25 protein-coding genes are annotated in these 24169 nt (G+C 49.0%); 19 read left to right on the top strand and 6 right to left on the bottom strand.

All coding sequences use genetic code 11. The annotated features are described in order from the left end of the window. The first annotated feature begins 29 nt into the window (after window positions 1-29). The 6 genes from ACSV5M_RS10335 to ACSV5M_RS10310 all read left to right on the top strand — a co-directional run bounded on the left by ACSV5M_RS10335 (window position 30) and on the right by ACSV5M_RS10310 (window position 5512). Entirely contained in the window at window positions 30-911 is an 882-nt protein-coding gene (locus ACSV5M_RS10335; protein ID WP_439176037.1) for a hypothetical protein, read from the top strand. Next, window positions 908-1366, top strand: a complete 459-nt coding sequence (locus tag ACSV5M_RS10330) for a hypothetical protein (RefSeq protein WP_439176035.1) — start codon at window positions 908-910, stop codon at window positions 1364-1366. The genes ACSV5M_RS10335 and ACSV5M_RS10330 overlap by 4 nt, the downstream gene beginning before the upstream one ends. A gap of 140 nt (window positions 1367-1506) precedes the next feature. Then, complete coding sequence (locus ACSV5M_RS10325; RefSeq protein ID WP_439176033.1) at window positions 1507-2313, top strand: DUF1206 domain-containing protein; 807 nt, start codon at window positions 1507-1509, stop codon at window positions 2311-2313. Window positions 2314-2598: 285 nt separating this feature from the next. After that, window positions 2599-3807 carry an RtcB family protein gene (locus ACSV5M_RS10320; RefSeq protein WP_439176031.1) on the top strand — a complete coding sequence of 403 codons (1209 nt, stop codon included), beginning with the start codon at window positions 2599-2601 and terminating at the stop codon, window positions 3805-3807. A gap of 37 nt (window positions 3808-3844) precedes the next feature. Then, window positions 3845-4084 (top strand): hypothetical protein, encoded by a 240-nt coding sequence (locus ACSV5M_RS10315; protein ID WP_439176029.1) that lies wholly within the window; start codon window positions 3845-3847, stop codon window positions 4082-4084. A gap of 225 nt (window positions 4085-4309) precedes the next feature. Continuing rightward, window positions 4310-5512, top strand: a complete 1203-nt coding sequence (locus tag ACSV5M_RS10310; RefSeq protein ID WP_439176027.1) for a Fic family protein — start codon at window positions 4310-4312, stop codon at window positions 5510-5512. Between the two features lie 18 nt (window positions 5513-5530). Here ACSV5M_RS10310 and ACSV5M_RS10305 read toward each other — a convergent pair whose 3' ends face one another. From ACSV5M_RS10305 to ACSV5M_RS10295, 3 genes are read right to left on the bottom strand one after another with little or no spacing between them, the layout of a single operon-like run. Beyond that, entirely contained in the window at window positions 5531-6781 is a 1251-nt protein-coding gene (locus tag ACSV5M_RS10305; protein ID WP_439176025.1) for a sensor histidine kinase, read from the bottom strand. Beyond that, window positions 6781-7485, bottom strand: coding sequence for a response regulator transcription factor (locus ACSV5M_RS10300; protein ID WP_439176023.1), 705 nt, complete (start codon window positions 7483-7485; stop codon window positions 6781-6783). Before ACSV5M_RS10300 ends, ACSV5M_RS10305 begins: the two co-directional genes overlap by 1 nt. Before the next feature lie 26 nt (window positions 7486-7511). Next, window positions 7512-9932, bottom strand: a complete 2421-nt coding sequence (locus ACSV5M_RS10295; RefSeq protein WP_439176021.1) for a TonB-dependent receptor — start codon at window positions 9930-9932, stop codon at window positions 7512-7514. A 276-nt stretch (window positions 9933-10208) separates the two neighbouring features. On the opposite strand from ACSV5M_RS10295, the gene ACSV5M_RS10290 reads away from it, so the two are divergent. Both ACSV5M_RS10290 and ACSV5M_RS10285 read left to right on the top strand, forming a co-directional pair. After that, window positions 10209-11783, top strand: a complete 1575-nt coding sequence (locus tag ACSV5M_RS10290) for a carboxylesterase/lipase family protein (RefSeq protein WP_439176019.1) — start codon at window positions 10209-10211, stop codon at window positions 11781-11783. A gap of 36 nt (window positions 11784-11819) precedes the next feature. Next, window positions 11820-12716 carry a poly(ethylene terephthalate) hydrolase family protein gene (locus ACSV5M_RS10285; protein WP_439176017.1) on the top strand — a complete coding sequence of 299 codons (897 nt, stop codon included), beginning with the start codon at window positions 11820-11822 and terminating at the stop codon, window positions 12714-12716. 27 nt (window positions 12717-12743) lie between these two features. Here the strand turns inward: ACSV5M_RS10285 and ACSV5M_RS10280 are convergent, their stop codons facing one another. After that, entirely contained in the window at window positions 12744-13577 is an 834-nt protein-coding gene (locus ACSV5M_RS10280; protein WP_439176015.1) for an arylamine N-acetyltransferase family protein, read from the bottom strand. 162 nt (window positions 13578-13739) lie between these two features. Here ACSV5M_RS10280 and ACSV5M_RS10275 point away from each other — a divergent pair, with 162 nt between their 5' ends. The 3 genes from ACSV5M_RS10275 (at window position 13740) to ACSV5M_RS10265 (ending at window position 16947) form a co-directional block, all read left to right on the top strand. Continuing rightward, window positions 13740-14033 (top strand): hypothetical protein, encoded by a 294-nt coding sequence (locus ACSV5M_RS10275; RefSeq protein WP_439176014.1) that lies wholly within the window; start codon window positions 13740-13742, stop codon window positions 14031-14033. A 261-nt stretch (window positions 14034-14294) separates the two neighbouring features. After that, window positions 14295-16271 (top strand): hybrid sensor histidine kinase/response regulator, encoded by a 1977-nt coding sequence (locus tag ACSV5M_RS10270; protein WP_439176012.1) that lies wholly within the window; start codon window positions 14295-14297, stop codon window positions 16269-16271. A gap of 139 nt (window positions 16272-16410) precedes the next feature. Further along, entirely contained in the window at window positions 16411-16947 is a 537-nt protein-coding gene (locus ACSV5M_RS10265) for a pyridoxamine 5'-phosphate oxidase family protein (protein ID WP_439176010.1), read from the top strand. A 554-nt stretch (window positions 16948-17501) separates the two neighbouring features. Here ACSV5M_RS10265 and ACSV5M_RS10260 read toward each other — a convergent pair. After that, a complete protein-coding gene (locus ACSV5M_RS10260; protein ID WP_439176008.1) occupies window positions 17502-18122 on the bottom strand; it encodes a tyrosine-type recombinase/integrase in 621 nt (206 codons plus the stop codon). Between the two features lie 68 nt (window positions 18123-18190). After that, a complete protein-coding gene (locus tag ACSV5M_RS10255; RefSeq protein WP_439176006.1) occupies window positions 18191-19165 on the bottom strand; it encodes an integron integrase in 975 nt (324 codons plus the stop codon). Window positions 19166-19504: 339 nt separating this feature from the next. Between ACSV5M_RS10255 and ACSV5M_RS10250 the strand changes: the two genes are divergently transcribed. The 8 genes from ACSV5M_RS10250 to ACSV5M_RS10215 all read left to right on the top strand — a co-directional run bounded on the left by ACSV5M_RS10250 (window position 19505) and on the right by ACSV5M_RS10215 (window position 24144). Next, window positions 19505-19798 carry a hypothetical protein gene (locus tag ACSV5M_RS10250; RefSeq protein ID WP_439176004.1) on the top strand — a complete coding sequence of 98 codons (294 nt, stop codon included), beginning with the start codon at window positions 19505-19507 and terminating at the stop codon, window positions 19796-19798. A gap of 86 nt (window positions 19799-19884) precedes the next feature. Continuing rightward, the gene (locus ACSV5M_RS10245; RefSeq protein WP_439176002.1) at window positions 19885-20295 is read left to right on the top strand and encodes a DUF7684 family protein; all 411 of its coding nucleotides are present in this window, start codon (window positions 19885-19887) and stop codon (window positions 20293-20295) included. Between the two features lie 159 nt (window positions 20296-20454). Next, window positions 20455-20823 carry a hypothetical protein gene (locus ACSV5M_RS10240; protein ID WP_439176001.1) on the top strand — a complete coding sequence of 123 codons (369 nt, stop codon included), beginning with the start codon at window positions 20455-20457 and terminating at the stop codon, window positions 20821-20823. Between the two features lie 100 nt (window positions 20824-20923). Further along, window positions 20924-21367, top strand: a complete 444-nt coding sequence (locus tag ACSV5M_RS10235; protein WP_439176000.1) for a hypothetical protein — start codon at window positions 20924-20926, stop codon at window positions 21365-21367. Between the two features lie 564 nt (window positions 21368-21931). Then, window positions 21932-22315 (top strand): hypothetical protein, encoded by a 384-nt coding sequence (locus ACSV5M_RS10230; protein WP_439175999.1) that lies wholly within the window; start codon window positions 21932-21934, stop codon window positions 22313-22315. Between the two features lie 167 nt (window positions 22316-22482). Beyond that, window positions 22483-22944 carry a hypothetical protein gene (locus ACSV5M_RS10225; RefSeq protein WP_439175998.1) on the top strand — a complete coding sequence of 154 codons (462 nt, stop codon included), beginning with the start codon at window positions 22483-22485 and terminating at the stop codon, window positions 22942-22944. A 90-nt stretch (window positions 22945-23034) separates the two neighbouring features. After that, window positions 23035-23412 carry a hypothetical protein gene (locus tag ACSV5M_RS10220; RefSeq protein WP_439175996.1) on the top strand — a complete coding sequence of 126 codons (378 nt, stop codon included), beginning with the start codon at window positions 23035-23037 and terminating at the stop codon, window positions 23410-23412. Between the two features lie 153 nt (window positions 23413-23565). Further along, window positions 23566-24144 carry a hypothetical protein gene (locus ACSV5M_RS10215; protein ID WP_439175995.1) on the top strand — a complete coding sequence of 193 codons (579 nt, stop codon included), beginning with the start codon at window positions 23566-23568 and terminating at the stop codon, window positions 24142-24144. Window positions 24145-24169 lie beyond the last annotated feature (25 nt).

Below are 24169 nucleotides of genomic sequence, written 5' to 3'. Positions count from 1 at the left end.
CCTCATTTCTATCCCCAGAAGGAGCTAGCATGTTAACGGAACAAGAGAAATCAGAGCTTAGGCAAAATATTCAATCAAATAAACACGAGATCTTCGTCATATCATTTGAAGATATGGATGCAATTATAAAATCATCTCCCGCATCAAAAAAAGCGAGCGTTCAACAAGCGTGGAACAAGGTGAAAGGAAAGGCAGAGACAGGATCCAGCTACTACGCCTCCGCTGATGATGTTAGAACACTAACAAAACTGGTAGGCGAACTCGGTAGCTTCACCGCAAAAGCTTATGTTAAAACCTATGGAGGTAAACCTCATATAATCCTCAAAGGTCACCCCGGCCTTAGGAAAATTTTGACCGGCACCAAGTATGGTGTTAGCAATCCCAAGGTCGTAACAATGGGACTCGGGAAAGCTGGAGCAGTACATGCTGCCAAATCAGGCGGAATACTTTCTATTGTATTGATCTCTGCCTATCGAATAGCTGACTACGTATTAACGGATGAAAGCACATTGAACCAATTAATCGGCTCGCTCGCTACTGATGTTGTTAAAGTTGGTATTTCTACCGCCGCATCGATAGGCGCGGCATCTTTGGTAGCTGCGATGGGCGTAACTATTGCGGTGGGTCCTATCGTTGCAGTTATTCTTATAGGTGTCGGCACTTCGATGGCATTAAGTGCTATGGATTCACACTACGGAATCACTGATAAAGTAATTGCTGGCCTGGATGAACTGACAACTGATGCTCAGTCTACCCTTGAACAGACCAGGAAAAATCTTATTAAAGGTGCGAGCAAAGTCGTTGACTCCGTGATTGATTATGCTGTTGAATCCACCAAGCAAGCCATCATTGATTTTGCCAGACACAGCCTGGATAAATTCCTTTCGCCACTCCCGAGGAGCATCAAGTGAGTGATACTACACCGTCCGCCTCTGTAAGATATGGCGGATTTCTTTTATTTTTTGCCTTGATGCTTGGTGCTGCCTTGTGGTTTGGCTGGAGTTTTATCAGTCTAGTCAGCCAAATCCTTCGTGAAACTCCAGTGATTTATTTTAATAAAGGTGCCCTATACATGCTGGGCGTCGCAATAGGCTTGCTGGCTTTGGTTTATGCCATTTTTCTCGAAGTCATCCTGCAGCAGCAATTGACTGAAAACAGCTCCAGGATGATCACCCGTACGGCCTATATTGGCATTGGTGTTCTTGTTCTTTTTCCGCAAATCATTCATTTCACAGTCGAACGCAACCTTATCAAAAAAAATTATGAAATATGCGAGACGGCGTCGTATCAATGGTTGATGTATCGCGAAATTGTGTTCGCCAGGGATACGCAAACCTGCAAGGACATCACCACCCGCTCTTCATAATCGATCCCTGCAACTCCCCACCTCCAACTTGGCCCAAGGCTTGCAACTCCACCCTCCGGCCTTCGGGGACATGCGCGCCTGTAACGCGTAAGTGCTTGAGATCGCCGAAAAACCTGTTTCTATTCTGTAGGGCGCTGATTATGGAATTTATTGCAACCGGTAAAAATTTCAAAACCTTGGCAAGAATGGGATACGGTGCCAGGGGTGTGGTGTATTTGATGATTGGTGGGTTGGCGTTGTTAACCGCTTTTGGAGAGGGCGGAAAGACAACAGACAGCAAGGGTGCGATCACAGAAATTATGCAGCAACCCTTTGGGTATGTGTTGTTGACAGTATTGATCATTGGCCTATTCGGTTATGTGGTGTGGCGGTTCACGCAGGCAGTGAAAGATACAGACGGTCATGGCAATGACCCCAAAGGCCTTGCAGTGCGCAGCGGATTATTTATCAGTGCGATTTCGCATTTATTTTTAGCCTTTTGGGCGATGACGTTATTATTTGGCGAAAAAAATAGTAGCGATTCCAGCGGCGGTGGCATGCAGGAAAATGGCCAGGCATTTTTAGAAACTGATCTCGGGCAGATGATTTTAGGCATCGCCGGTTTAATTGTTATTGGCGTCGGTTTTGCGCATATGTACAAAGGTTGGCAAAGCCGTTTTGAGCGTTACATGGATATTCCCGGCAACCAGCAGCAATGGGCCCGCCCCGTGTGCCGGTTCGGTTTGATTGCGCGCGGTATTGTGTGGTGTATTGTCGGTTGGTTTTTGGCGCGCTCCGCCTTGCTCGCCGGCAGTGGCGAGATAAAAGGCATGGCCGAGGCGCTGGATACATTGCGCACCAACGCCTACGGCACCTGGTTGTTCAGCATCGTCGCTGCCGGCCTGGTGGCATTTGGTGTGTACAGCGTATTGGAAGCTTTGTATCGGCGAATCAATACCGATTCATGACATTGGGCAAAACATATTGATAGTTGACAGCGCAAAAAATCGGCGTATTATCGCCACCAATTTTTCGGGCCCAGCCCATTCACATCTCACACAGGAGTACTCGTTAATGTCTTATGCAGGAAAACAATTCGACTAACACCTTTCGAGTACTCAGGCTTGGAAGGTCATTTACACAACCTTCCAGGTCAGGCAAATCAAAAGCCCTGATCAGGTTACTGGTCAGGGCTTTTTCGTTATGGCTCCGGTTGGTTTGATTTATAAATACCCTTACTGGTAGGTAAAGTCATGCCTGTAAAAATTGAGTTAAACAAAAGCGCGAACAACGGCATAAAGCCGGTAAAGATTTACACCGATGATATTGAGCAGTCCGCGTTAACACAACTGAAACACATTGCGCAGTTACCGATTGTGCATTCACACGTTGCCGCCATGCCCGACGTGCATACCGGCATCGGCGCCACGGTGGGTTCGGTAATCCCGACACTCAACGCGATTATTCCCGCCGCCGTTGGTGTGGATATCGGTTGCGGTATGAGTGCGGTGAGGTTATCGGTGAAGTCTTCGCAACTGCCGGATAATTTATCGCCCATGCGCAGCGCCATCGAGCGCGCCGTACCCGTCGGCATGCAGGCGCATAAAACGGTGAGCGTGCGCGGGAGTGCGTGCAAACAATTGGCGCCGGGTGTGGAATGGTTATTTGAAAAACATCCGGCTGTAATGAAGATGCTCAACCAACCACACACCACCTGGACCAAGCAACTGGGCACGCTCGGCAGCGGCAATCACTTTATTGAAGTGTGCGTCGATGAGAACAAGGATGTGTGGGTGATGCTGCATTCCGGCAGTCGTGGCATTGGCAATGCGATTGGCCGTTACTTTATCGCGCTTGCGAAAAAGGATATGGGCAAACACATCCACAACCTGCCCGACAAAGACCTCGCCTACTTCACCGAAGGCAGCGAGCATTTTGTGGATTACGTGGCCGCAGTGAATTGGGCGCAGGAATATGCGCGGCTTAACCGCGATGAAATGATGGGCTTGGTGTTGCGCGCTATCGCGCCGTTCCTGCCACCGTTTCGCACGGACCGCCACGCGATCAATTGCCATCACAATTACGTCAGCCGCGAAACACATTACGGCGCCGACGTGATGGTAACGCGCAAAGGCGCCATCAGCGCACGGGACGGCGAGCTGGGTATTATCCCCGGCAGTATGGGAGCCAAATCCTATATTGTGAAAGGCAAGGGAAACCCGGAGTCGTTCTGTTCCTGCGCCCACGGCGCTGGCCGAACCATGAGCCGCACCGCCGCGCGTAATAAATTTCGCGTAAGCGATTTAGTACAACAAACCAAAGGCGTTGAATGCCGGAAAGATAAAGGAGTGATTGATGAAATACCCTCGGCCTACAAGGATATTGATACCGTAATGGAGAACCAGTCGGACCTGGTCGACATCGTCCACACGTTAAAACAGGTGCTGTGCATAAAAGGCTGACGCAGATTCATCGGCAAACGAAAAAATAGGAAACACTATGGCAAAAAAAATCAGCCGGTATCTACCGGGACTCTCGCTGGGTGAAACCGCACCCGCTTCCAAGGGAACCAAACAACCCAAACGAAACGGCCATGCTTTTCACCTCATCATGAACAAAGGCGGCGCCCACGAAAAATCCAAAGGCGCCCAACGCGCAGCGGCCAAGCAACAAACGAACCAGAAGGTTCGGGAGTGGCTTGGCCGCTCTTCTTATACTGGTATGAGCAGGGCAGCCTAGGCGTTTATCCGCCCTCCTGTTGTTATCTGGCCAAAAATTACGCATTGATCATCTATTTCAGCGGCGCCTTCGTTTATAGTAAGACCATCTAACCGGCCATACATTCGGCCAAAAACTAGCTAAAAACAAACAAAACGACGTAAAACTATATTACTATCAATTAGTTATAGTTAATTAAAACGGCCAATTAAGCGGCCAAATGCATACGTTTATTAGGGCCTAGCTATGGCTACATCTATAATGGACATCACTCCTTTTATTCCAAGCGACGCTTCGCTGGCGGCCTCGTCGTTGCCGGATAAAGCCATATCCCTGATTAGTCAATCCGCCAAACTAACCGGCCAGCTTGCGCCCTTAACACTGGCTCGCCTTGAACAACATATGGCGGCAATTAATTCCTATTATTCCAATCTCATTGAAGGTAACGCCACTCGACCGCATGAAATCCGTGCCGCCCAGCTCGGCCATTATAGTGGTGATCCCGCCAAGCGCGATTTACAACAAGAGTCATTGGCGCACATGCAGGTGCAAGAGTGGTTAATCGCGCAAAAACCGGATATAGATACTCTGTTCAACCCCGAGTTTATTTGCCGTTTGCACCGCGAGTTTTATCAACGGATCCCTGAGAGCCTTTGGTTAATAAAAGATGAACAGGGCAATGCCGTCGACAACGTAATTCCCGGCGAGTGGCGCGCACGAGAGGTCATTATTGGGCAACATATTCCCCCTGCTGCAAAAGACCTTGCGCCCTTGATGGCGAAATTTTGTGAAACTTATAATCCCAAAAAATTCAATGGCGACCGCAAAATTATTGCGCTCATGGCCGCGCATCATCGCTTTGTGTGGATTCATCCATTTATTGATGGTAACGGCAGGGTTGGGCGTTTATTAACAGATGCCGCCCTAAAGGCTGTAGGTTTAGATAGTTACGGCGCATGGTGTTTAAGCCGAGGCTTAGCGCGCACATCCAGCCGCTATAAAAGTTTATTGGCGAATGCCGATACTACACGCCGGGGTGATTATGACGGGCGAGGTAATCTTACTGAAAAGGGACTAATCAGTTTTTGTGATTACATGCTGGATACCGCCATCGACCAGGTAACTTATATTAGTGAGCTGCTTGATCTCACCAAAATGCGTCAGCGCATAGAAAGCTACGTAGCCGCGCGTAATGATGATCGTGTTGCCGGAATTAATGCCCCATTGAAGCCAGTAGCGAGTTTAATTTTATATACGGCCTTTCAGCAGGGCGAAATCGATCGCGCCCAGGCGCTGGAATTATGTGCAATGCCAGAGCGCAGCGCGCGCCGTGTTTTAAGTCAATTAAAAAGCGAAGGATTATTAAGTGAAATCAGCAGTAAATCCCCGTTATGCTGGGAAATTCCAGAACACGCTGAGCCTTGGTACTTCCCAAACTTGACAATATAAATCTCAAAAGAAACGCCATCACCAAGAAAGACGAGTCGCTACACGCGCCTCATCTGCGTGCAACGAAAACGACCAGCCATTGCGCTCACACAACCGTTGGACGATACCCAGGCCCAAGCCATATCCGTGAAACGACGGCGCCCCGGTCGGCGTGTGGCGCTCATCAGCGCTCTCCTGGTTTGTGACTAACGCGCTCACTTGATTGGTCACTAATAGCTCGTGCTCTTTGATGAGAATCGTGATCGGCCCCTGCCCGGCGAGGGTGTGCTCGAACGCATTTCGCACCAGATTATTGACCGCGATAGAAAACGCCTGTGGATGCCCACAGATTTTAGGTTTTGCCAGCTGATCGACTTCGACATCGACCGACTTTCCGCTCAGCAAGTGGCGTTGCTGTTCTATCGCCTGGTTCACCAGCGGCATCACTAAAAACTGCTTATCATACAAACCGTCGTCGGTTTCGCGAGCGAGGCACAAGAACATTTCAATCGTGGTTTTCATGTCGAGCGTCGCACGCCTGATTCGATCTACCACCTTCGCATCGGCGACTGACAGATCGCTTTGTTCCAGCAGTTCGAGCGCGCCGGTTATCACCGTGACCGGTGTCCGCAATTCATGGCTGGCTGAACCGGTAAAGTATCGCTCCCTCTCAACAAATGCGCTGATACGCTCAAGCGTCTTCTCAATTGTTCTGGCGAGCAAGCCAACCTCATCATCGCCGAACCGGCTGGACTCTATGCGTTTATGATCTTCGGCCGATAGTTTTTGCGGGTCGATGTCCGCAACCACTTTCGCGAGTTGCGCAACAGGGGCGACGGCTTTGCGCATCACAACAACGCCCAGCCCGAAACCTAATGCACCGAGCGTACCCACGACACCGGTGATAACGAGCAGCAACCACCAATCCTCTGACGATGCGGCTTCAATCCCGGCCACATCGAAAACTACAAAGGCGCGCCGCTGTTCTGTGTTGCCAGGTATGACCGCAACATGCAACTCGTCGGATTCGAATTCGTACAATCCTTCTGCGGGGTTGGTCTGCGCCCATTCCCTCAGTGATTCCGGCAAGCTGGCAACCTCCTCGTATCCGCGTAGGTTCATCGTCATAGCGGGATAGCTTTGGGCGGCAACCTGCAACTGTTGCGTCAGTACACGGTCTTCGCTCAATCTGATTGCACCGAAGAATGCGAGCCCCCAGGCCAGGCTGAGTACGGCAACACAGATCGCAAACGCAAATGCGACACGCTTGCGCAAACTGAGCCGGTACATTACTCAGCATCCTCTGCAATTCGGTATCCGATGCGATGCACCGTGTGAATGAGCGGGCTATCAAATGGCCTATCGATAGCCTGCCGAAGCTTGTACATGTGCGAGCGAAGCGCATCACCATCGGGGCACTCGTCAGCCCACAACAAGGTTTCGAGAGCATCGCGAGTCACAACAGACGGCGACTCCTCCATCAATCGTTGCAGTAGCTTCATGCCAGCAGGGTTGAGATCAATACGCCGTCCCGCGCGATGCACTTGTAGCGTGGACTTGTTCAATGTCAGATCACCCACAGTTAATAGTTTGTCGGTTTTTCCGTGACTGCGTTTGTACAGCGCCTGCAGTCGCGCATGCAGCTCTTGTAACGCGAATGGCTTGACCAGATAGTCATCGGCTCCCGCCGCAAACCCTTTTAGTTTATCGTCAAGCGTGTCTCTCGCCGTTAGCATAAGCACAGGCGTTTCTACTTTGGCATCAGCGCGCAGCTTTTGGCAAAAACTCAGGCCATCCATCCCTGGAAGCATCAGGTCCAGAACAATAACGTCGAAGGGGTTCGTCAACGCCAGGTGCAGCGCGCTTATACCGTCATAGGCAAAATCCAGAATATAGCTATGCGGTTCGAGATAGGCGGCAATGTTCGCACAAATGTCGCGGTTGTCTTCGACAATCAACGCTCTAATCGGTGTTGCACCCAGCGCGTGTACCATCTGCTGCTCCCTTCTTACCAGGCCCGTTACCAAGCATAGTCCAGTCGCAGGCCAATCAGCGGCTCGGCTTCGCTTTCATCTTTCACTACAACGCCCCGGCGGTAGTCAAACTCACTGTCGTCGCTCGACGAGGTTGCCGTTGCGTTGATGACATCGAGAAAGGTTGTAACGTCTATGGGGCCAAATGCGCGCCGATAGTCAACGCGAACGTTCACCAGGCTGTAACTGCTTTTGCGACCGACATTGCGCTCTGTGATTTCTTTTGAGTAGCGCACAGGTTGTCCGGGCCCCAACACGTCTGAATGAATAATAAATTCTTCGTCTGGCCTGCCAGAAAGATATTTGTAGCGCCCGGCGATCTTCCAGCGGTCGTTGATTTCCCAGGTCAGGCCGAAGGTCGCGACATGCTCGCGGCTGAAGTCGGCAGCTACCTCACCGCGACCGTCCTTCCGGTCGACCACGGCATCGTTGTAAGAATAGGTTGCGGTAGCGTAAAGGCCTTCGGTGATCGTACCCCTTGTCACGATATCGACGCCGTAGGATGTGCCGTCACCAATGTTTGCAAAGGTTCCGCTGACTCGGTCAAGATCTACCACCAGATTGTCGAGGTCTTGATAATAGGCTTCAGTCAACACCGACCAGTTGTTGTACGGAAAAAATTCAAAACCGATACTGCGGTGCGTAATTTCTTCATTCTTAAGGTTGTTCGACTCGTTAGCGGCAAGGTCTAAAAACCGTGGCGACTGATGAAAAAGTCCTGCGGTTGCAAAGTACCTGATCTTATTACCCGGCTGCCAATTGACGCTGAACCTGGGCGATGCGAAGCTCTCGTCCGCAAAGCCGTCCCGCTCGAATCGCACGCCCGTGCCAAAATCCCAATCGCCGAATTCAAAAATTTGTTCTACATAACTTGCGTAGCTCGTTTCTTTCTGACTGAGTGAAGAGTTGGTGTCGGCGGGCGTCAATACAATATAACGCTGATCGGGGTCTGCTCTAAAATCATCTTCGTCGTAGGTAAATCGGATCCAATCGCCATTCAGCACGGTTTCATAATCCAGTTCAAGTTGCGTTACTTGAACACCCGTACTGAACACCCCCCATTGATTCACTATCTCAAAATCGCTTCGCCAGCCGATCTCCGTTTCATCTTCACCGATGGTAATAATGTTCTCCCGCACCGGAAAACTTGATGCAGGAGATCCCTCCGGTACAAGATCAGGAAATGCTTCGCCCTCTGCGCTGATCTTTTCGCTTTTGCGGTAGTAAACCTTATTGTTCCAGACAGCTTTTTCGCCGATCAATGATCGCAATGTCAAACCATACAAATCACTGTCCTGTTCAGAATCCTGAAGTGAAACATCTTCGAAATTGGGTGACTCAAAAACATGAGTCACGCCGCGAGTATAGTCTTCGTGTGTATCTATCAGAAGAACTTCAAGTGTGTTGTTCTGGTTAATGGGTGTGACCGACTTTACGATGATGTCTCTTAAGACAGGCTCTCCAATATCTAATTCTTCAATCGTTTCAAACAAAGCGCCGAAATCCAGTCGTCGGGCAGAAAAGAGCATCGTTGCGTCTTCAGTGATACCGGTAGGGCCGTCGTAACCCACTTCATAGCCCGCAAGGTCGAGACGCAAACTTGCTGAAGGGCTTGGGTTGCCATCGGCGACATCCAGTTTGAGTAGCGATGCCGCGCGGCCACCGTAAGCCGCACCCCACCCACCCGGTGAAAATTCCGCACCACTGATAACATTCGGTGCAAAAATCGAGAAACGGCCACCACCACCGACATCTTCCTGTTCACCGATTGACGCATCAAAGTGCACCGCTTTGTCAAAAGGAAAATCATCAACGAATAACAAATTATCTCGTGGGCCACGGCCACGTACGCTAAAGTTCGCGAATTCGCCGGTGGATGCCAAGCCAGGTAAACCGTCCAGCGAGAGGAGCGGATCTGCACCACCGCCAACAGCGCTGCGCAAGGCTTCTCTATCAAGATAGGTGCCGTTAACGGATGCAATGGCTTCAGCTTGTTTTCCGAGAACCACCATTTCCTCAATGACCTGCCCTCTGAGTTTTAACTCAATCTTGATATTTTTGCGCGTAATCACGCGTACGCTTGGCTCATATAATGGTGCAAACCCGGTTTTGGCTGCGCTCACCGAATAGAGACCGGGGTCGAGCGATTCAACGACGATGCGACCTTGTGCGTCGGTTTCTACAGATCGCGTGGAATTGGTTTCCCGTTTCGTGATCGTGATCTGCACGCTTGAGATTGGCCGGTCAGTACTCTGATCTTTGACAATAACAGTCAGCGCACCGGGCGCCTCTGCTGCGTGGGTAGAAAGTGGAAAACCAAAAAGGGGAAAGCCAATCAGGAGCGCCGACAGAGTCAGCCACGCCACCTGTTTCAAATACCCGCTCATATTGCTCAATTGCCTGCTCATACCGCTCTTCCTCCAAGAATCGACCGTATTTATTGATGAACGCGGAGAGATTAACAACGGCAATGTGACTAAAATGTCGCTGACATGTGAAAGCTACATTACGTCTTTATGAATCCCCACATGGCGCTTACCCTCTCTTTCCCCAACTTGTTAAGAAAGGTAAAACCAAGTTGCGTATATAAGCAGCCTTGGTCACATTACCCATGAATTTATTAGTAACAATCAACCTAGAAGATCACTCAGCTACGATTATAAAAATTTAAAAAGCATTTACCCATGAAAAAATCTATACGCTTTACTCCCTGTTTTTTATCCGTTGTCGGTTTGCTCGCGGGATTCTATCTTGCCGGGTGTAGCTCTACGCCTATCCCGAATCAGGAGCCGGTTGTTAAAACAACCTATGGTTCTATTTCCGGCAGTATTGATGAGGGCGTGTTCAGCTTTAAAGGCATTCCCTATGCGCAGGCTGAGCGATTTATGCCGCCACAAGCGCCGAGTCCCTGGGAAGGCGTGCGTGAACATACGGAATTTGGCCCTATCGCCATGCAGGTTAATAGCTGGTCGCCAGAATCTGCCATGGACGAGCAAAAACTATTTACGGTCAATGTGTGGACGCAAGGCCTGAACGACGGCAAGAAAAGGCCTGTTATGTTTTGGCTCCATGGTGGCGGTTTCAGCGTCGGGGCGAGCGATGATCCGATTACAGATGGAAAAGCACTGGTGCAAAAAGGCGATGTCGTTTTGGTATCGGTAAACCACCGGCTTAATATTTTAGGTTTTCTGGATTTATCAACGTTCGGTGAACAGTATGCCCACTCAGCCAATGTCGGTATGCTCGATGTTGTCGCGGCATTGGAGTGGGTCAATAACAATATCCGCCGCTTTGGTGGCGACCCGGAGAACGTGACGATATTCGGCGAGTCCGGTGGCGGAGGCAAAGTAGGTACCTTGTTGTCGATGCCGGCGGCGAAAGGTTTATTTCACAAAGCCATTATTCAAAGCGGTGCGCTCGTTAATGTGATGACGAAAGAAAAATCCATCAATGTGGGCAATGCCCTGATGGATACTCTGGGACTGACTGGTAATGATCTAAGCACGCTTCACACCATGCCGTATAAACAGCTTGTAGAAGCCGGTAACAAAGCACTGGAAAAAACTGTCGGCCTCCGCGTTCCCGGTGCGACAACCATGTCCGGCTTTGGCCCGGTGCCGGATGGCGTGAATTTATTGCAGCAACCCTTTACGCCGGGTTTTGCCGATATATCCAACGATATTCCGCTGCTAATAGGCTCCACGCTGAATGAGCTGGTGAAGACTGCGTACGATGAAAAAAACTTAACAATACAAGACGCGCGGGCGCGATTAAAAAAATCCTATCGCGACAAAACGGATACCTATATCAAGTTATTTGCGCAAGCCTACCCAAACCATACGCCGCAGGATCTCCTCTCCATCGATACACTTTTTCGGCCCAATACCATCGTCACAGCAGATGCCTGGTCGGCCAAGGCGAATGCGCCGGTTTATTCATACCTGCTGACATGGAAAAGCCCGGTCGAGGACAACTCCAAGGGCTCATTTCACGGGCTCGATATCCCCCTCGCATTCAATAATATCGAACTGGGAAAACATTGGACCGGAACGACAGAAGAAGCTCATCGAGTCGCCGACATCATGAGTTCGGCGTGGATTAATTTTGCACGGACCGGCAACCCGAATGTCAGTGGCGCACTGCCCGAGTGGAAACCTTATTCGCGGGAAAATGGCGAGACCTTAATTTTTGATACGGACCCCAAAGTACTTAACCATCACGACAGAGCATTAATGCAGTTGATTAAAGCGATGCGCTAGGCTCACCCTCTACGACACGTTAAAGGAAACAGTTTTATGCAAACAACAAGAATAGGTTTTCTACTCTTTATCATGGCGATAGGATTTCCTGCATGGTCTGAGCAACCCGCTTCCAGAGTGATCGAAAACGGCGGCACAGGACAATATTCAGCCATCATGATGACCGAGCCTTCGTTGCCGACCCATACGCTATTTCGGCCCGCCAACATCGATAAATTTAAAGGAAAAGAGGCTCTACCCTTGATAGTCTGGGGTAACGGTGCATGTTATGACTCACCATGGGAGCACGTAAACTTTTTGAACGAAATTGCCTCGCATGGCTTTCTGGTTATTGCCATTGGCACCATGCCAACCGAAAAGGGCGAGCAGGTGACCGAGCGTTCTACATCATCCAAATTACTGGATGCAATTGATTGGGCTGTTGCGCAAAACAAGGATAAGAAAAGTATTTATTTTAAAAAGATTGATACAAAGCATATCGCCGTTGCCGGTATGTCATGCGGCGGCTTACAGGCGCTGGAGGTTGCCGGTGATCCACGGGTTTCTTCATTAGTGGTGTGTAACAGCGGTATATTCAACGATCCGATTCGTGGCAATGCCATGCCGATGATGCCGCAATTGGACAAAACGCAACTGAAAAAAATTCACACACCCACTTTGTATTTGCTCGGCGGCCCCTCTGATATTGCATATAACAACGGCATGAATGATGTTGAGCAAATAAACCATGTGCCCGTTTTTGTCGGCAACATTGATGTCGGTCACGGTGGAACCTATGCTCAGCCCTTCGGCGGCGACTATGCCAAGGTGGCAACAGCCTGGTTTAACTGGCAACTGAAAGGCGATAAGAAAGCGGGCGAATTATTTACCGGCAATCCACCGGGGCTTTCCAAATTCCCGGGCTGGACTGTCGACAAAAAGAATATGCCCTGAGTTTTATATTGACCAACTCTGCCTACTTCACCGCAAACTGGTTTCAGCCCCCGTGCTTGAAACCAGCCGCTCCAAACGCTCATCCAGCCCCACCACCCCGGCAGTGCGAATGCGGAATAAGTCTTCAAGCACACCCTTGATGTCATCAACAGAACTGAGTTGCCGCTTGTCCGCTTCGCCCGTTAAGGAATAGAAAGAATATTGTGTGCCATGCAGTACATGCCGCCCTGCCTTTTCCGGGAGGGCGGCCACCAGGCTGGTAACGAAATGGGAGCTGGGGTGCGTCGACACATACCAGTTGCACACCTCATAGTCTGCCGCGACGTGCGCGGTCAAATCGAACACGTAGAGCGCTGTCCACAGGTTTTTGATGCGCGCCTCAAGGCGGTAAAGCGCGTGTTCGCGCGTGAGGCGATACTGCCCATGCGGTGTGTGTTGAATGTCATTGATAGCGAACCGAATCGGCGCGGTCAGGGTCATGCCGCCGAAACCGGTATCGGCAATCCACTGTTCGCCGTTGGCTTCCACCAGCAATAGCATATGGCTGCGCGGCGTTATCACATCCTCCGCTACATTTAATCGCACACGCGCCGCCAGGCCGATCGTCTTGAAACCAATCTGCTCCACTACATACTGGAACACGGCGTTTTGTTCGTAACAATAACCACCGCGCCTGGCGATAGTGAATTTTTCCAGCAAGGCCGGAATACTCAAGGGCACGGCCGCTCCCGTAAAGGAAGATAGATTTTCAAAAGGAATAGATTGGGTATGTTGAAGGTGCAGTTGGTAAAGCGTATCGAAGGTAGGTGTGAGCGCACCGTCATATTGAATGTGGTTGAGGTAAGCGGTGATATTCTTCAATTGGCGCTCCATTAGTGTCTCCCATCGCTATTGATTAAATTAGGCGGCACTATAAAACCTCAAGTTAGCTTTAGGTCAAGAAGAGAATTACAATACTGAATAAATCACCAAAATCATAACCAGTTTGATGACCATTATTCGCGACGGCACGAAGGTGTTCAAATGATCCCTTATAGATTACCCCAAGAGAAAGAAACGCTTTTGCATTATGCGGAGCTTCTTAATGATGTAACGGCAAAACGGATCATTGAGAATGATGCAATCAGGAACGCAGATGAGGCTACTTACCTAGCGCAGTTTTTTTGGCGGATGGTTGACCAATCGAATATCGAGGATACGACATCCGGGAATAATAGCGAGTATATCCTCGAAAAGATCATTATTACTCTAATGTCGTACTTTCGATCCAGTGGCTACGAAGAGCAATGGGAACGAGTTTCGGATGAGCGCCCTTAACAGTAAGACCCGGGTGCGCTTTCATTCTCTCCAATCATATTGATGTAAAAGCCGGAACACTCCGGTTTTTTGACTCCTGCCAATCTCGCAGCCACAGTTACCCGCCGAACAGAACGAAGCCCAAAAAATGCACAGAATTGAATAAGGTTAAGACTTCAATGTATATTTGGGCGCGCCATATCCAATCCGTGCATGTCTTGAGAAGTGAAACTGTCCTCCGCGTTGTGCATGGCTCTACCCAGGTATTTGTAAGAGACCCACATGCCCACACCCTTCACCACTGTCGACCCGCTCCCCCTGAAACGGGTTTCTACCCTGTTGGGGCTCTATGCGCTTATTGGCGGCATCGCCTCCTTGAGTGGCTGGGTATTTGACGTTCCGCGCCTTACGGATTGGCTAGGCGATAACATTTCTACACAACCCAACACCGCCGTGTTAATTGCGTGCGCTGGTGCGGCCATACTGTTATTTCAATATGGTTACAAAAAGTTACCGTTGTTGCTTGGCGGATTTGTGGCGCTGGGTGGAGCGCTGAACTTGTTGCAATACATAACCGGCGCCGACTTCGGGTTTAATCATCAGTTACTGTTCGGGCGCGAGTGGGGCCACAAGGCCAGCTTCAAGCCGGGCCGTTTTGGCTTACCCGCTTCCATCTCTTTTATGTTTATCGGGTTCTCGCTCGTGTTGCTTGGCATGCGCAACGACGCAGTGCGTCGCTATGTTCCTCCCCTGTCGCTGATGGTTGTGCTGCTGATGGTGTTTTCGCTCCTGGGCTACCTGTTCGGTGCACGCAATTTTTATGCAATCCCCTGGCTTTCTGCGATTGCGCTGCCCACTGCAACCATGCTGTTGGCCCTGACGGTTAGCGTGATTGTGAATGTGCCCCAGTATCACCCCATGCTGTTGTTGTGTGAGCGTTCCAGTGCCGGCACCATGGCGCGAACGGTATTACCCATTCTGATCATTATTATTCCGCTCTTTATCTGGCTGCGCACCAAAGGTCACGAGCTCGGCTTCTTTGACCAGGGCACCAGCCGCGCCCTGGGCGCAGCCATGCTGATCATTGCGGTGGTAGCGTTGATGTGGATCGCGCTGATGGCATTGCGCCGCCGCGAACAACGCGAACGCGAAGCAGACCAACGCAAGGATGAGTTCCTCGCGACCCTGGCACACGAGTTACGCAACCCTCTTGCCCCTATCAGCAATGCCGCCGCCGTATTAAAAATTGCCAATGGCAACCGCGATATGCTGGAGCGAGCCACCGGCACCATCGACCGGCAGTTGGTGCATTTGGTGCGGCTGGTTGATGACTTGCTGGATATGAGCCGCATCAGCCGCGGCAAACTGGAACTGCGGCGCGAGCCTATCGAATTAGCCGCCGTCATTCAGCAAGCTGTCGAAACCTCACGCTCGCTGTTTGAATCGGCCAAGCATACGTTTAACTTAACGCTGCCCTCTGAGCCCATTTACCTGAATGGCGATGCCGTCCGGTTGACCCAAGTGGTCAGCAATCTGTTGAGCAACGCCTGTAAATTTGCCGGCCAGCACGGCCAAATTGATCTGACTGTTGAGCGGCGGGACAAGTGGGTCACCATCAGCGTCAAGGACAACGGCATCGGTATTCCACCCGATATGCTCGAATCGATCTTCGAGATGTTTTTGCAAGTTGACCAATCCCTGGAGCGCTCGCAAAGTGGATTGGGCATTGGCCTTACCTTGGCCAAGCGACTGGTCGAACTCCACGAAGGCCGCATTGACGCGCGCAGCGAAGGGCTCGGCAAAGGCAGCGAATTTATCGTTCGTTTACCCATCACGATTGATCAAACCCTGCCGCTTACCAAGACAGAAAATATCAAAGAAGCAAACGCCGAAACGCGTATTCTGATCGTTGATGATAATCGGGATAGCGCGCAAACCCTGGCGCAAGTGCTCGAGCTTTCCGGCAATCAAACGTTCATGGCTCACGATGGAGAGGAAGCCGTCGCGGCAGCAGAACAGCAGCGGCCGGATGTGATCCTGCTGGATATCGGTTTACCTAAATTAAACGGCTTCGACGCCTGCCGACGCATTCGCGAAAATGCCTGGGCGGACACGGTATTGATCGTTGCGCTGACCGGTTGGGGTCAGGAAGAATACCGCCGCAAATCCGCCGAAGCCGGATTCGATCGCCACCTGGTAAAGCCAGTGGACCTGGGCAAATTGATGGCGTTGCTGGCTAACTCGCCGCTGCGCCAGTAATTAACGCCGCACCACACATCGCACCCGCACACCCTCCTCGGTTATTTATCACACGGTCTACCGCTGCAAGTTGTTATAGGGTAAACGCTACTGCGGGCTGCGTGCCTGCCCTTTTCATGCGACGACGTGCGAGGTCATTATGGATTCCATCAACAAAAACCAACCAGAACACAACCACGAAGATTTAAGCGGAACGGCGGCGGTCGAAAAAATCCGCCACATTGTCGACAAGGCAGAGAGCTGCTTCTTTACCACGGCGTTTCAAGTTGCCGGCTCCAGCGGTACGCGTCCGATGGGCGCACAAGAAGTAGATGACGAAGGCAACCTGTGGTTTCTAAGCGCGAATGACAGCCATAAAGATCAGGAAATTGCCGTTAATCCGAATGTGACTTTATATTTTCAAGGATCAGCGCATTCAGATTTTCTGGTACTAAAAGGTGTCGCCAGCGCATCGCGTGATGAAAGCAAAATTAAAAAGCTGTGGCAGCCCATCTTTAAAACCTGGTTCACCGAAGGTGAAGATGATCCGCGAATTTCTGTTATTAAAGTAACGCCAACAGAAGGCCACTATTGGGATACCAAACACGGCTTCGCCGTGGCCGGTGTGAAAATGGCCATCGGCGCGCTGACCGGCAAAACGCTGGACGATTCCATTGAAGGAAAAGTTAAGCCTTAATCCGCACTGCACGCCCCACCCGTAGGTCGGATTAGCCATCGGCGTAATCCGACAACCCTCCCCCTCAAACCCTCTCCAACCCCACACACCCGTAATACCGTGTAATTGACTTCCCACCCCAAGATCCCGCATTAAAACCAACAAACCCATGCAAAAGAATTCTGAAAAAATTCGGCGCTCCACTGGCACAAGAGTCTTCCATGGGCTTTAATACAGAAATTATTGCCAGGCACTACAGCAACCCCTTCGCAAGCAATAACGCGTAACAGGGAAAAAGGGAATGATTGGTTTGTGACTTCTTTATGCCGCCTTCTCCACAATTGTATTCCCTCGAAGTTTATATGCTAGCAAGGCTAGATGATCACTGGGCCTTATAATGGCTAGCTGGCTTTTGGCTTATGGGTGAGTTTTAGGGGCTGCTTTGTGCCCAAAGCGGAAGTTGGAAGCAAATGCGCCACGTTGAGTGAATTGTCGCGCGAATCACGCTTTGAATCTTAAGTTCACTCGACACCTTGGTAGGGTTGGCACAATCCCTGTGCCGTTGTGGCATCAAATTAAACCTCAGTTTGTTCAGCTATTTCCAACGCGTCGTCAACTTCAATACCCAGGTACCGCATAGTGCTTTCGAGTTTGCTGTGTCCCAATAGCAACTGCACCGCGCGAAGGTTTTTCGTTCGCTTGTAGATCAAGGTGGCCTTGGTGCGACGCAAGGAATGTGTACCGTAATCTTCCGGCGATAACCCGATAAGACTTAGCCAGGATTTGACCACCCTGGCGTATTGTCTGGTGGAGATGTGGGCATCAGGCTTTGAGCGACTGGGAAAGAGGTAGTTGTGATTGGATAAATGTTTCTTTCCGATCCAGCAGAGTAGCGATTGTTGCGTTTGCGGCGTAATTTCGAACTGGACCGGTCTTTTGGTCTTCTGCTGAATCACCAAAGCTCTCTTGAGGATGCCGGCTCCGTGAGCAATGTCCTGAACCTTGAGTTTCACCAGGTCACAGCTCCGCAGTTTGCTATCGATAGCCAGGTTGAATAACGCTAAATCTCGATGCCTATGTGCTATTTCAAGCCTGACGCGAATGGACCAAATTTCCTGGAGTTTGAGCGGGGGCTTTTGACCGATGAGCTTGCCTTTGTTCCAGGGAGTATGATGATTGAAATGACTTGTTGGCATGATAAAACCCTCATGGTGATGGGGCTATCAGTGTGTCTCCTGATACGGGGTGTGGCTATTAGCGCTTCCTACCGCAGGGCTAATCGATCGGCTGGGCTTTTGATATTAATAAAGTGTCGTCCGAGTACATGGGTATAAATCTGTGTTGTTTTTATGTCGTTGTGGCCTAACAACTCTTGAAGATTGCGAATATCGCAACCCGATTGCAATAGATGAGTTGCAAAGGAATGCCGGAAGGTATGGCAGGAGACACGCTTTTGATCGACACCCGCCAGCGCTACCGCTTTCTTTAGCGCCTTGCGAATAACGGAGTCGTGAAGATGATGTCGGCAGGTAACGTCCGTCGTGGGATGAGTGCAAAAGCCCGTGGCAGGAAAGATAAACATCCATGCCGGGGACCTATAGGCATTGGGAAATTTAACGCCTAAACGATGAGGAAGGGATGGTCCTAAACCTAATTTGTTATCGCCTTGTTGAAGGGTCAATGCCTTTTCAATCGCGTCCTTCAGCGGTGGAACGACTGATTCACTTAACAAGGTTTGCCGATCTTTGTTTCCCTTCCCGTCGCGTACCGTAATGGCATGGTGGGAAAAATCAATATCCTGGACTCTGAGCCGAAGTGCCTCTGTGATTCGCAAGCCACTGCCGTACAGCAATTCCACAATCAGTCGATGCCGAGGCCCAAGATGTTGCAATATCAAAGCGACTTCTGCCGGTGTCAAAACGGATGGCAGGTGCCTCTGTTTTGTCGCCAAGCTAAATCCCATGTCACTCAAATCCTGCTTTAGGATTTTGTGATAAAGAAATACCAAGGCATTTAAGGCTACTTTCTGGGTATTGACAGCTACGCCTCTCTTAACCGCAAGCCAGGACAAAAATGCCTTCACTTCTTCAGCACCCATGCTCTCAGGGTGCCGCTTACCGTGAAACAAAATAAACTGCTTTATCCAGAACAAGTAGGATTTCTCAGTACGGAGGCTATAACCCCTTAACCTGATCTCCCCGCGTATCTTTTCCAGGAATGGACTGGCTTTTGCTAACATGGCAAAGACTCCTTCCGAAGACGGATGCTGTATATATGTACAGCATATCTATTCTGAGGGCAAGAGGATGCTCATTTAGCGTCTTTACGTTGCTCAATAACCACTTCCGCAAAGACAAAAATGCCTTTATAGTCAGTGATTTGAGGGGCTCGAAGGAATGATATTGCGCATTCGGTCGGGCGGAAAACGCGCATGCACAGTTTGCTTTCCAATGTATATCAACAGATTCAGCCAAAATGCTTTTACATTCAAAGATTTCAATGCGAATGTTAAAAATGGTCTGAGGAGGGATAACGCGCATGCGCAGTATTAAAATGTTAGTTTTGCCGAGGAATCAACATGTGGAATGCTTTTGAGTCAGGTGAGACTATTGGAACAACAGGTAGCGAAGATGGCGTCATAATCAGGGACGAGGTGCATGCTGAAGGGGCTCGACTCACACTTGAATCAGACGGCGTTACGGCCCCATATTCTATTACCAGCGGAGTATATGGAGAGTTTTTTCATACTACTTTCCTTTCTTCTCGCGATGAAGCAGAGAAAGAATTTGAGGCGATGAGAGCCGAAATTGACAGTTATCTTAATAACGAGAAAAGTTCAAATTGGATAGAAGAGTTCATAAATCGTCACTAAAACTAACAAGCAAAGCCAGCACCGGCCCTGCGGGCCTGGACCTCGCTACGCTCGGCCGCTGCTTTGAACGTTAAGCAGTCATGAAAATGGAATATCTACAATTACAAAACAATGATTTATTGCCAAATATTAATTACATGCGTCCTTTCAAGTGTGTTCTTGTTAGTGAGGCTCCCGTTTCTCAAGAATGGCAAACAAAAGTTAGCGAATGGCTTGTGAATTCCGGTTGTCTCTATATGCTGGCGTGGGGCAATAATTGCAGTTCGTGGGACGACTCCGTAGATGTTGCAAATCTAGAAAAGTTTGAATATCAAGAAATTCCTGCGGAGTCATTTGTTATGACTACTTGGCATGAAAATGAATCTCTGTCTGAAGTTTTCGAGTTTTGTAAAAAATTTGCTATGCACGAAGTTGAAAATCTGGAAAACACATTGCTTTTACATATTTCAACTGAAAGAAAATTTGAGGTTTTAATCTCAGAGTATGAAAGCGCTTAACAAGGCGTTGCAGCCTCGTTCCGCTTCGCTCCACTGGACAGTTTTTCTGTTGCGCTTTTGCATTCGCGGTGCTCATTGTGTGTAACACAAAAGCGCAACAAAAAAACTGCCGCTGAACTTAACGTTATAGCTCAACCCAAATATACATCGGAGGTTTTAATGGCAATTGAGTGGGTAGTAGAGAGATTAGTTTCTCTTATTCCAGCTATTGGAAATGCATCTAAGGATAAGCGAGAAGTTGCTGACAACGCCTTAAGGTCTGTTTCTCATGCTCTTACCGAAACTTGTATTTATGTAAATCATTACCTCGAAAAAGATAAACGAAATGAGGAAATTGAAGCTCAATTATCAAGGTGTTGGAGTGCAGCCGCAATTCCTATTAGGCATCTTGATAGAGAGCTTTCCGAAATCTGTGAGTATAAGAGTGAGCATTGGTTAAATCCAAGCAATTGGGATGGATCGAAAGCAAAGGGTATAGCCATTGATTTAGAGTCTGTCCGTGAGAAGTACAGAGCAAAATTGAACTAATGAAAGCTATAACAAGCGCATGTTGTTCGCCCCTATGGGGCAGGGACCTCCGTTCCGCTGCGCTTCACTACGGCCCCAAATGCGGGCGTTATAGGCCACTATGATAGATCGAATTGCCCGAGATAAAGCTGCTGAAATTGCTCGTCATTTCGTGACCGGACAAATCTACAATTTTGACTTCGAAGATGCAAAGCCTGACTCGAAGGACCCAATAATTGACGCGGTCTGGGATTCGCTCTGGCCGTTTTACTGTGACATACGCAAGCATAAATTAAGAGATGAATGGCAGTTGCCTGCAGAAGGGAAGCGTAAAATCGCAATTTGGATACTTTTCTTACACAGTGATGAGGAGTACCGTTGGCCAAAAATTTCATATCCTGGCAGTAGGCCAATAGTCTATAACCTATTTGAGAGATTACTTGGCTGCCATAGAAAACAGGAAAGATTTTTTAAAGCAGGTAATTTCGAGGTATGGCCTTTTGTTGATGATGCATCGTTTTTGCTTGCTAAAAGCAATCCAAGGCTGCTTAATCGTGGCCTATAACAAACCGCGTCATTCGGGGCCTGCGGCCCCTGCGACGCTCACAAGTTCGCGCGCATGCGCGGGGCGTTAGGGCCGCTCAGCTTCGGCCCCTTCGCAGTAGGCTCGATGAATGCAAAACCAGAAAGTAACCGGGCGCTAATAGGCCAATTCCCAGTTTTATTCCATGAAAAAATAGGAAGGAAGCAACTACGAAGCAAAAGATCGCTAGGAGTAATATCAGAAAGGAATGGAAATGGCGTTGGGTTAGTGGCATAGAGGCACCAATTGGCTAGTTAAAACCGTCAGCGCAAAAGCCATCGGCTTTTAAACGCTAATTGCTGCCCCTGTCGTACCCCGAGGCGCGGCTCTAACCAGCTGCTAGAAATCAACATTCCTAACCTGGCGCTCAGTCGTTAAGGTATATGTGGTTTAAATTAGTGTCAAGCCCTAACAAGGCCATCATGCATCGCCCGCAAGCGGGCTGGACAAATTTTCCGTGGCTCAATTTTGCGCTTTTCGCTACGCTAGCGCAAAATCGTTCCACTTCAAATTTGCCGCATATAGCGGCGTTAAAAAGGGCGAAAAATGAAATACCTTTATTCGGTAATACTCGTTCTGATCTCAAGCGCTTCTTTTGGAACATCTCCAATCAATACTCAATCAATAACCGTAAAGGAAGCAAAGAAGCTTGGTTTCATTATTGAACGCTCAACAGAATCTTGGGCAACCATATATCAGGTAACACCTATTTCACAAAACAAGCACAAATGTAAGCTGTTTAACGTGTCTTCTGGGTTCTATGATCAAAATGGTAATTTTAGTGGTCAAATTTTCGTTCGCAAAAGCGGAATCCCTTCTGAGATTGAAATAGCAGTGCCACCTAACAGCTCAAAAGCAGATCTTAGTTTTGACTATATATGTGAAAATCCATCACCAAAAACAAGTATTCGCTATACAATTACATTTTAAGAAAATATTTTTAACAAGGCGTTGCAGCATCGTTACGGCTTCGCCTCCACTCGACAGTTTGTAAGTAGCGCATTTAGCGAATCGCTACGCGAAGTTTTTCGCAAATGCGCTACTTACAAACTGCGGCTGAACTTAGCGTTATGTTCGGCAGAATGGAGTCCGTATAAATGAATCAACAGAACATTGAAAATTTTAACAACGCTACTTTATTTATACTTAGTCATTTATATAGCCTGTTCCCTGAGAAAGTTGACTTCGATTCGTTTGACATTGCCATTCGAGAACTAATTACCCAAACTGGTTCAATGTTGATTCCTAAAGGAGCGGAAGACCCAACAGAGGAAGGTGGCGAACTGGAATTTTTGAATTGCCTTACGAGCACGACAGTTTGGCTTCAAGAGGAGCAGTATATTCGATATCAAGAACACAACCCTCCACATGAATTTAAGGGGGTTGTACTCAGCAACAAGGGGCTTGTGCTGCTACAAAAGCCATCTGCATTGAACCCTTCTGTGAAGTTAGTCGAATCAATTAAAGCTGAATTCAAAAAAGGTGCTGCTCTAGGGCTCCAAAGCCTGGGGCAACAATTAATTAAGTCAGGTGTGAGCAGGTATTTGGTAAGTGAGTAAACATAACAAGCCACACCATTACGCCGCCGCAAGCGTCGGCGGGACGCTCGTAAACTCGCGCCCATGTGTGGAGCGTTATGCAGGAATAGCATGAGAAGCTTCCATGATTTTAATATCTTTGAGTACACGGTAAATTGCCAGCTCAAGGAAATAGCCTTAAAACTGAAAGAGCATCACGGCAATAGAGAAGGAACTGTAATTTTTAGTGGTGTTGTTGGTCATCTCTTTGAAAATGTTTTGGAAGGTAATATCGTCTTAGAGTTTGCGGAAATAGAAGCAACTCAGTTCTATAAGAAGTTTGAAAAATCACTTCTTAATTACCAAAAATGGGGGCTTCCTATGCTGTTCAAATCAGAAACAGAGTTTCTTTCTGAATCACAACAAAAGAATTTGAAGTTTATATCTATATCAACATCATACGGTTTGTCGGGCTGGGTAATTTGTACTGCGGTAACTATAAATGCATAACAAATCGCGCCAGGCTCGCAAACTTCGTTTGCTGGACGCATTGCAAGTCGCGCATTTAGCGAATCGCTGCGCTAAGTTTATCGCACATGCGCAACTTACAACGCGCCCCTGCGCTCAACGTTAGCTATGTTCGGCGGTGGACAGAGGAGCCAGATGGACATTGAGGAGTTAGAAGAAGAACTATATGAAGACCTAAACGGCCGCATCACGGCTGTTGACTTCACTAATGACCTGGTAATCCGATTCCAGTGCGACTGCTGGAGGGAAGCCAATACCGTCCGCAAGTTCCAAATCACTTGCCATGGGGTCAAGGAAAGCTCTGCTCAGCCGTCCTCTGTCGGGGGAATATCATTCATAGAAGAGCATCCCTTGCTGTGGAATCACAATGAGCCTCACGGGTACCTTTACTATTCAAGCGCACCGAAAAACAGGCACGAGATACTGGGCAGGCTTTGGGAGAGCCACCAAAAGATCTTTGGGGGTTGGCGCCCGTTATCTGACTACGTGCATACGAACCACGCAGGAAACTTCATAGACTTCTGCCAAGGAGGCTACGGTCAGCTGGCTCATGGGCCAAAGTGTCTGCTTGAGGAGTACCAAAATGTGGTCTCGGGGCTAATCAAAGCGAACTACGTGGCCTCATACCGGCCTACAGGAAACGCGAAACTGTTAGTATTTGATGATTGCTTCGTGGTCTGCGATTCAGTAACTCTTACCGAGCCCGTCAGCTAACAATGCGCTGCTGCGGACAATTTTT

The sequence above is a fragment of the Cellvibrio sp. ARAG 10.3 genome, from assembly GCF_051846955.1.
In the GTDB taxonomy this organism is placed as follows: Bacteria; Pseudomonadota; Gammaproteobacteria; order Pseudomonadales; family Cellvibrionaceae; genus Cellvibrio.
The sequence above is the reverse complement of the archived record's forward strand: the minus strand, read 5'-3'. Positions and strand labels throughout refer to the sequence as shown.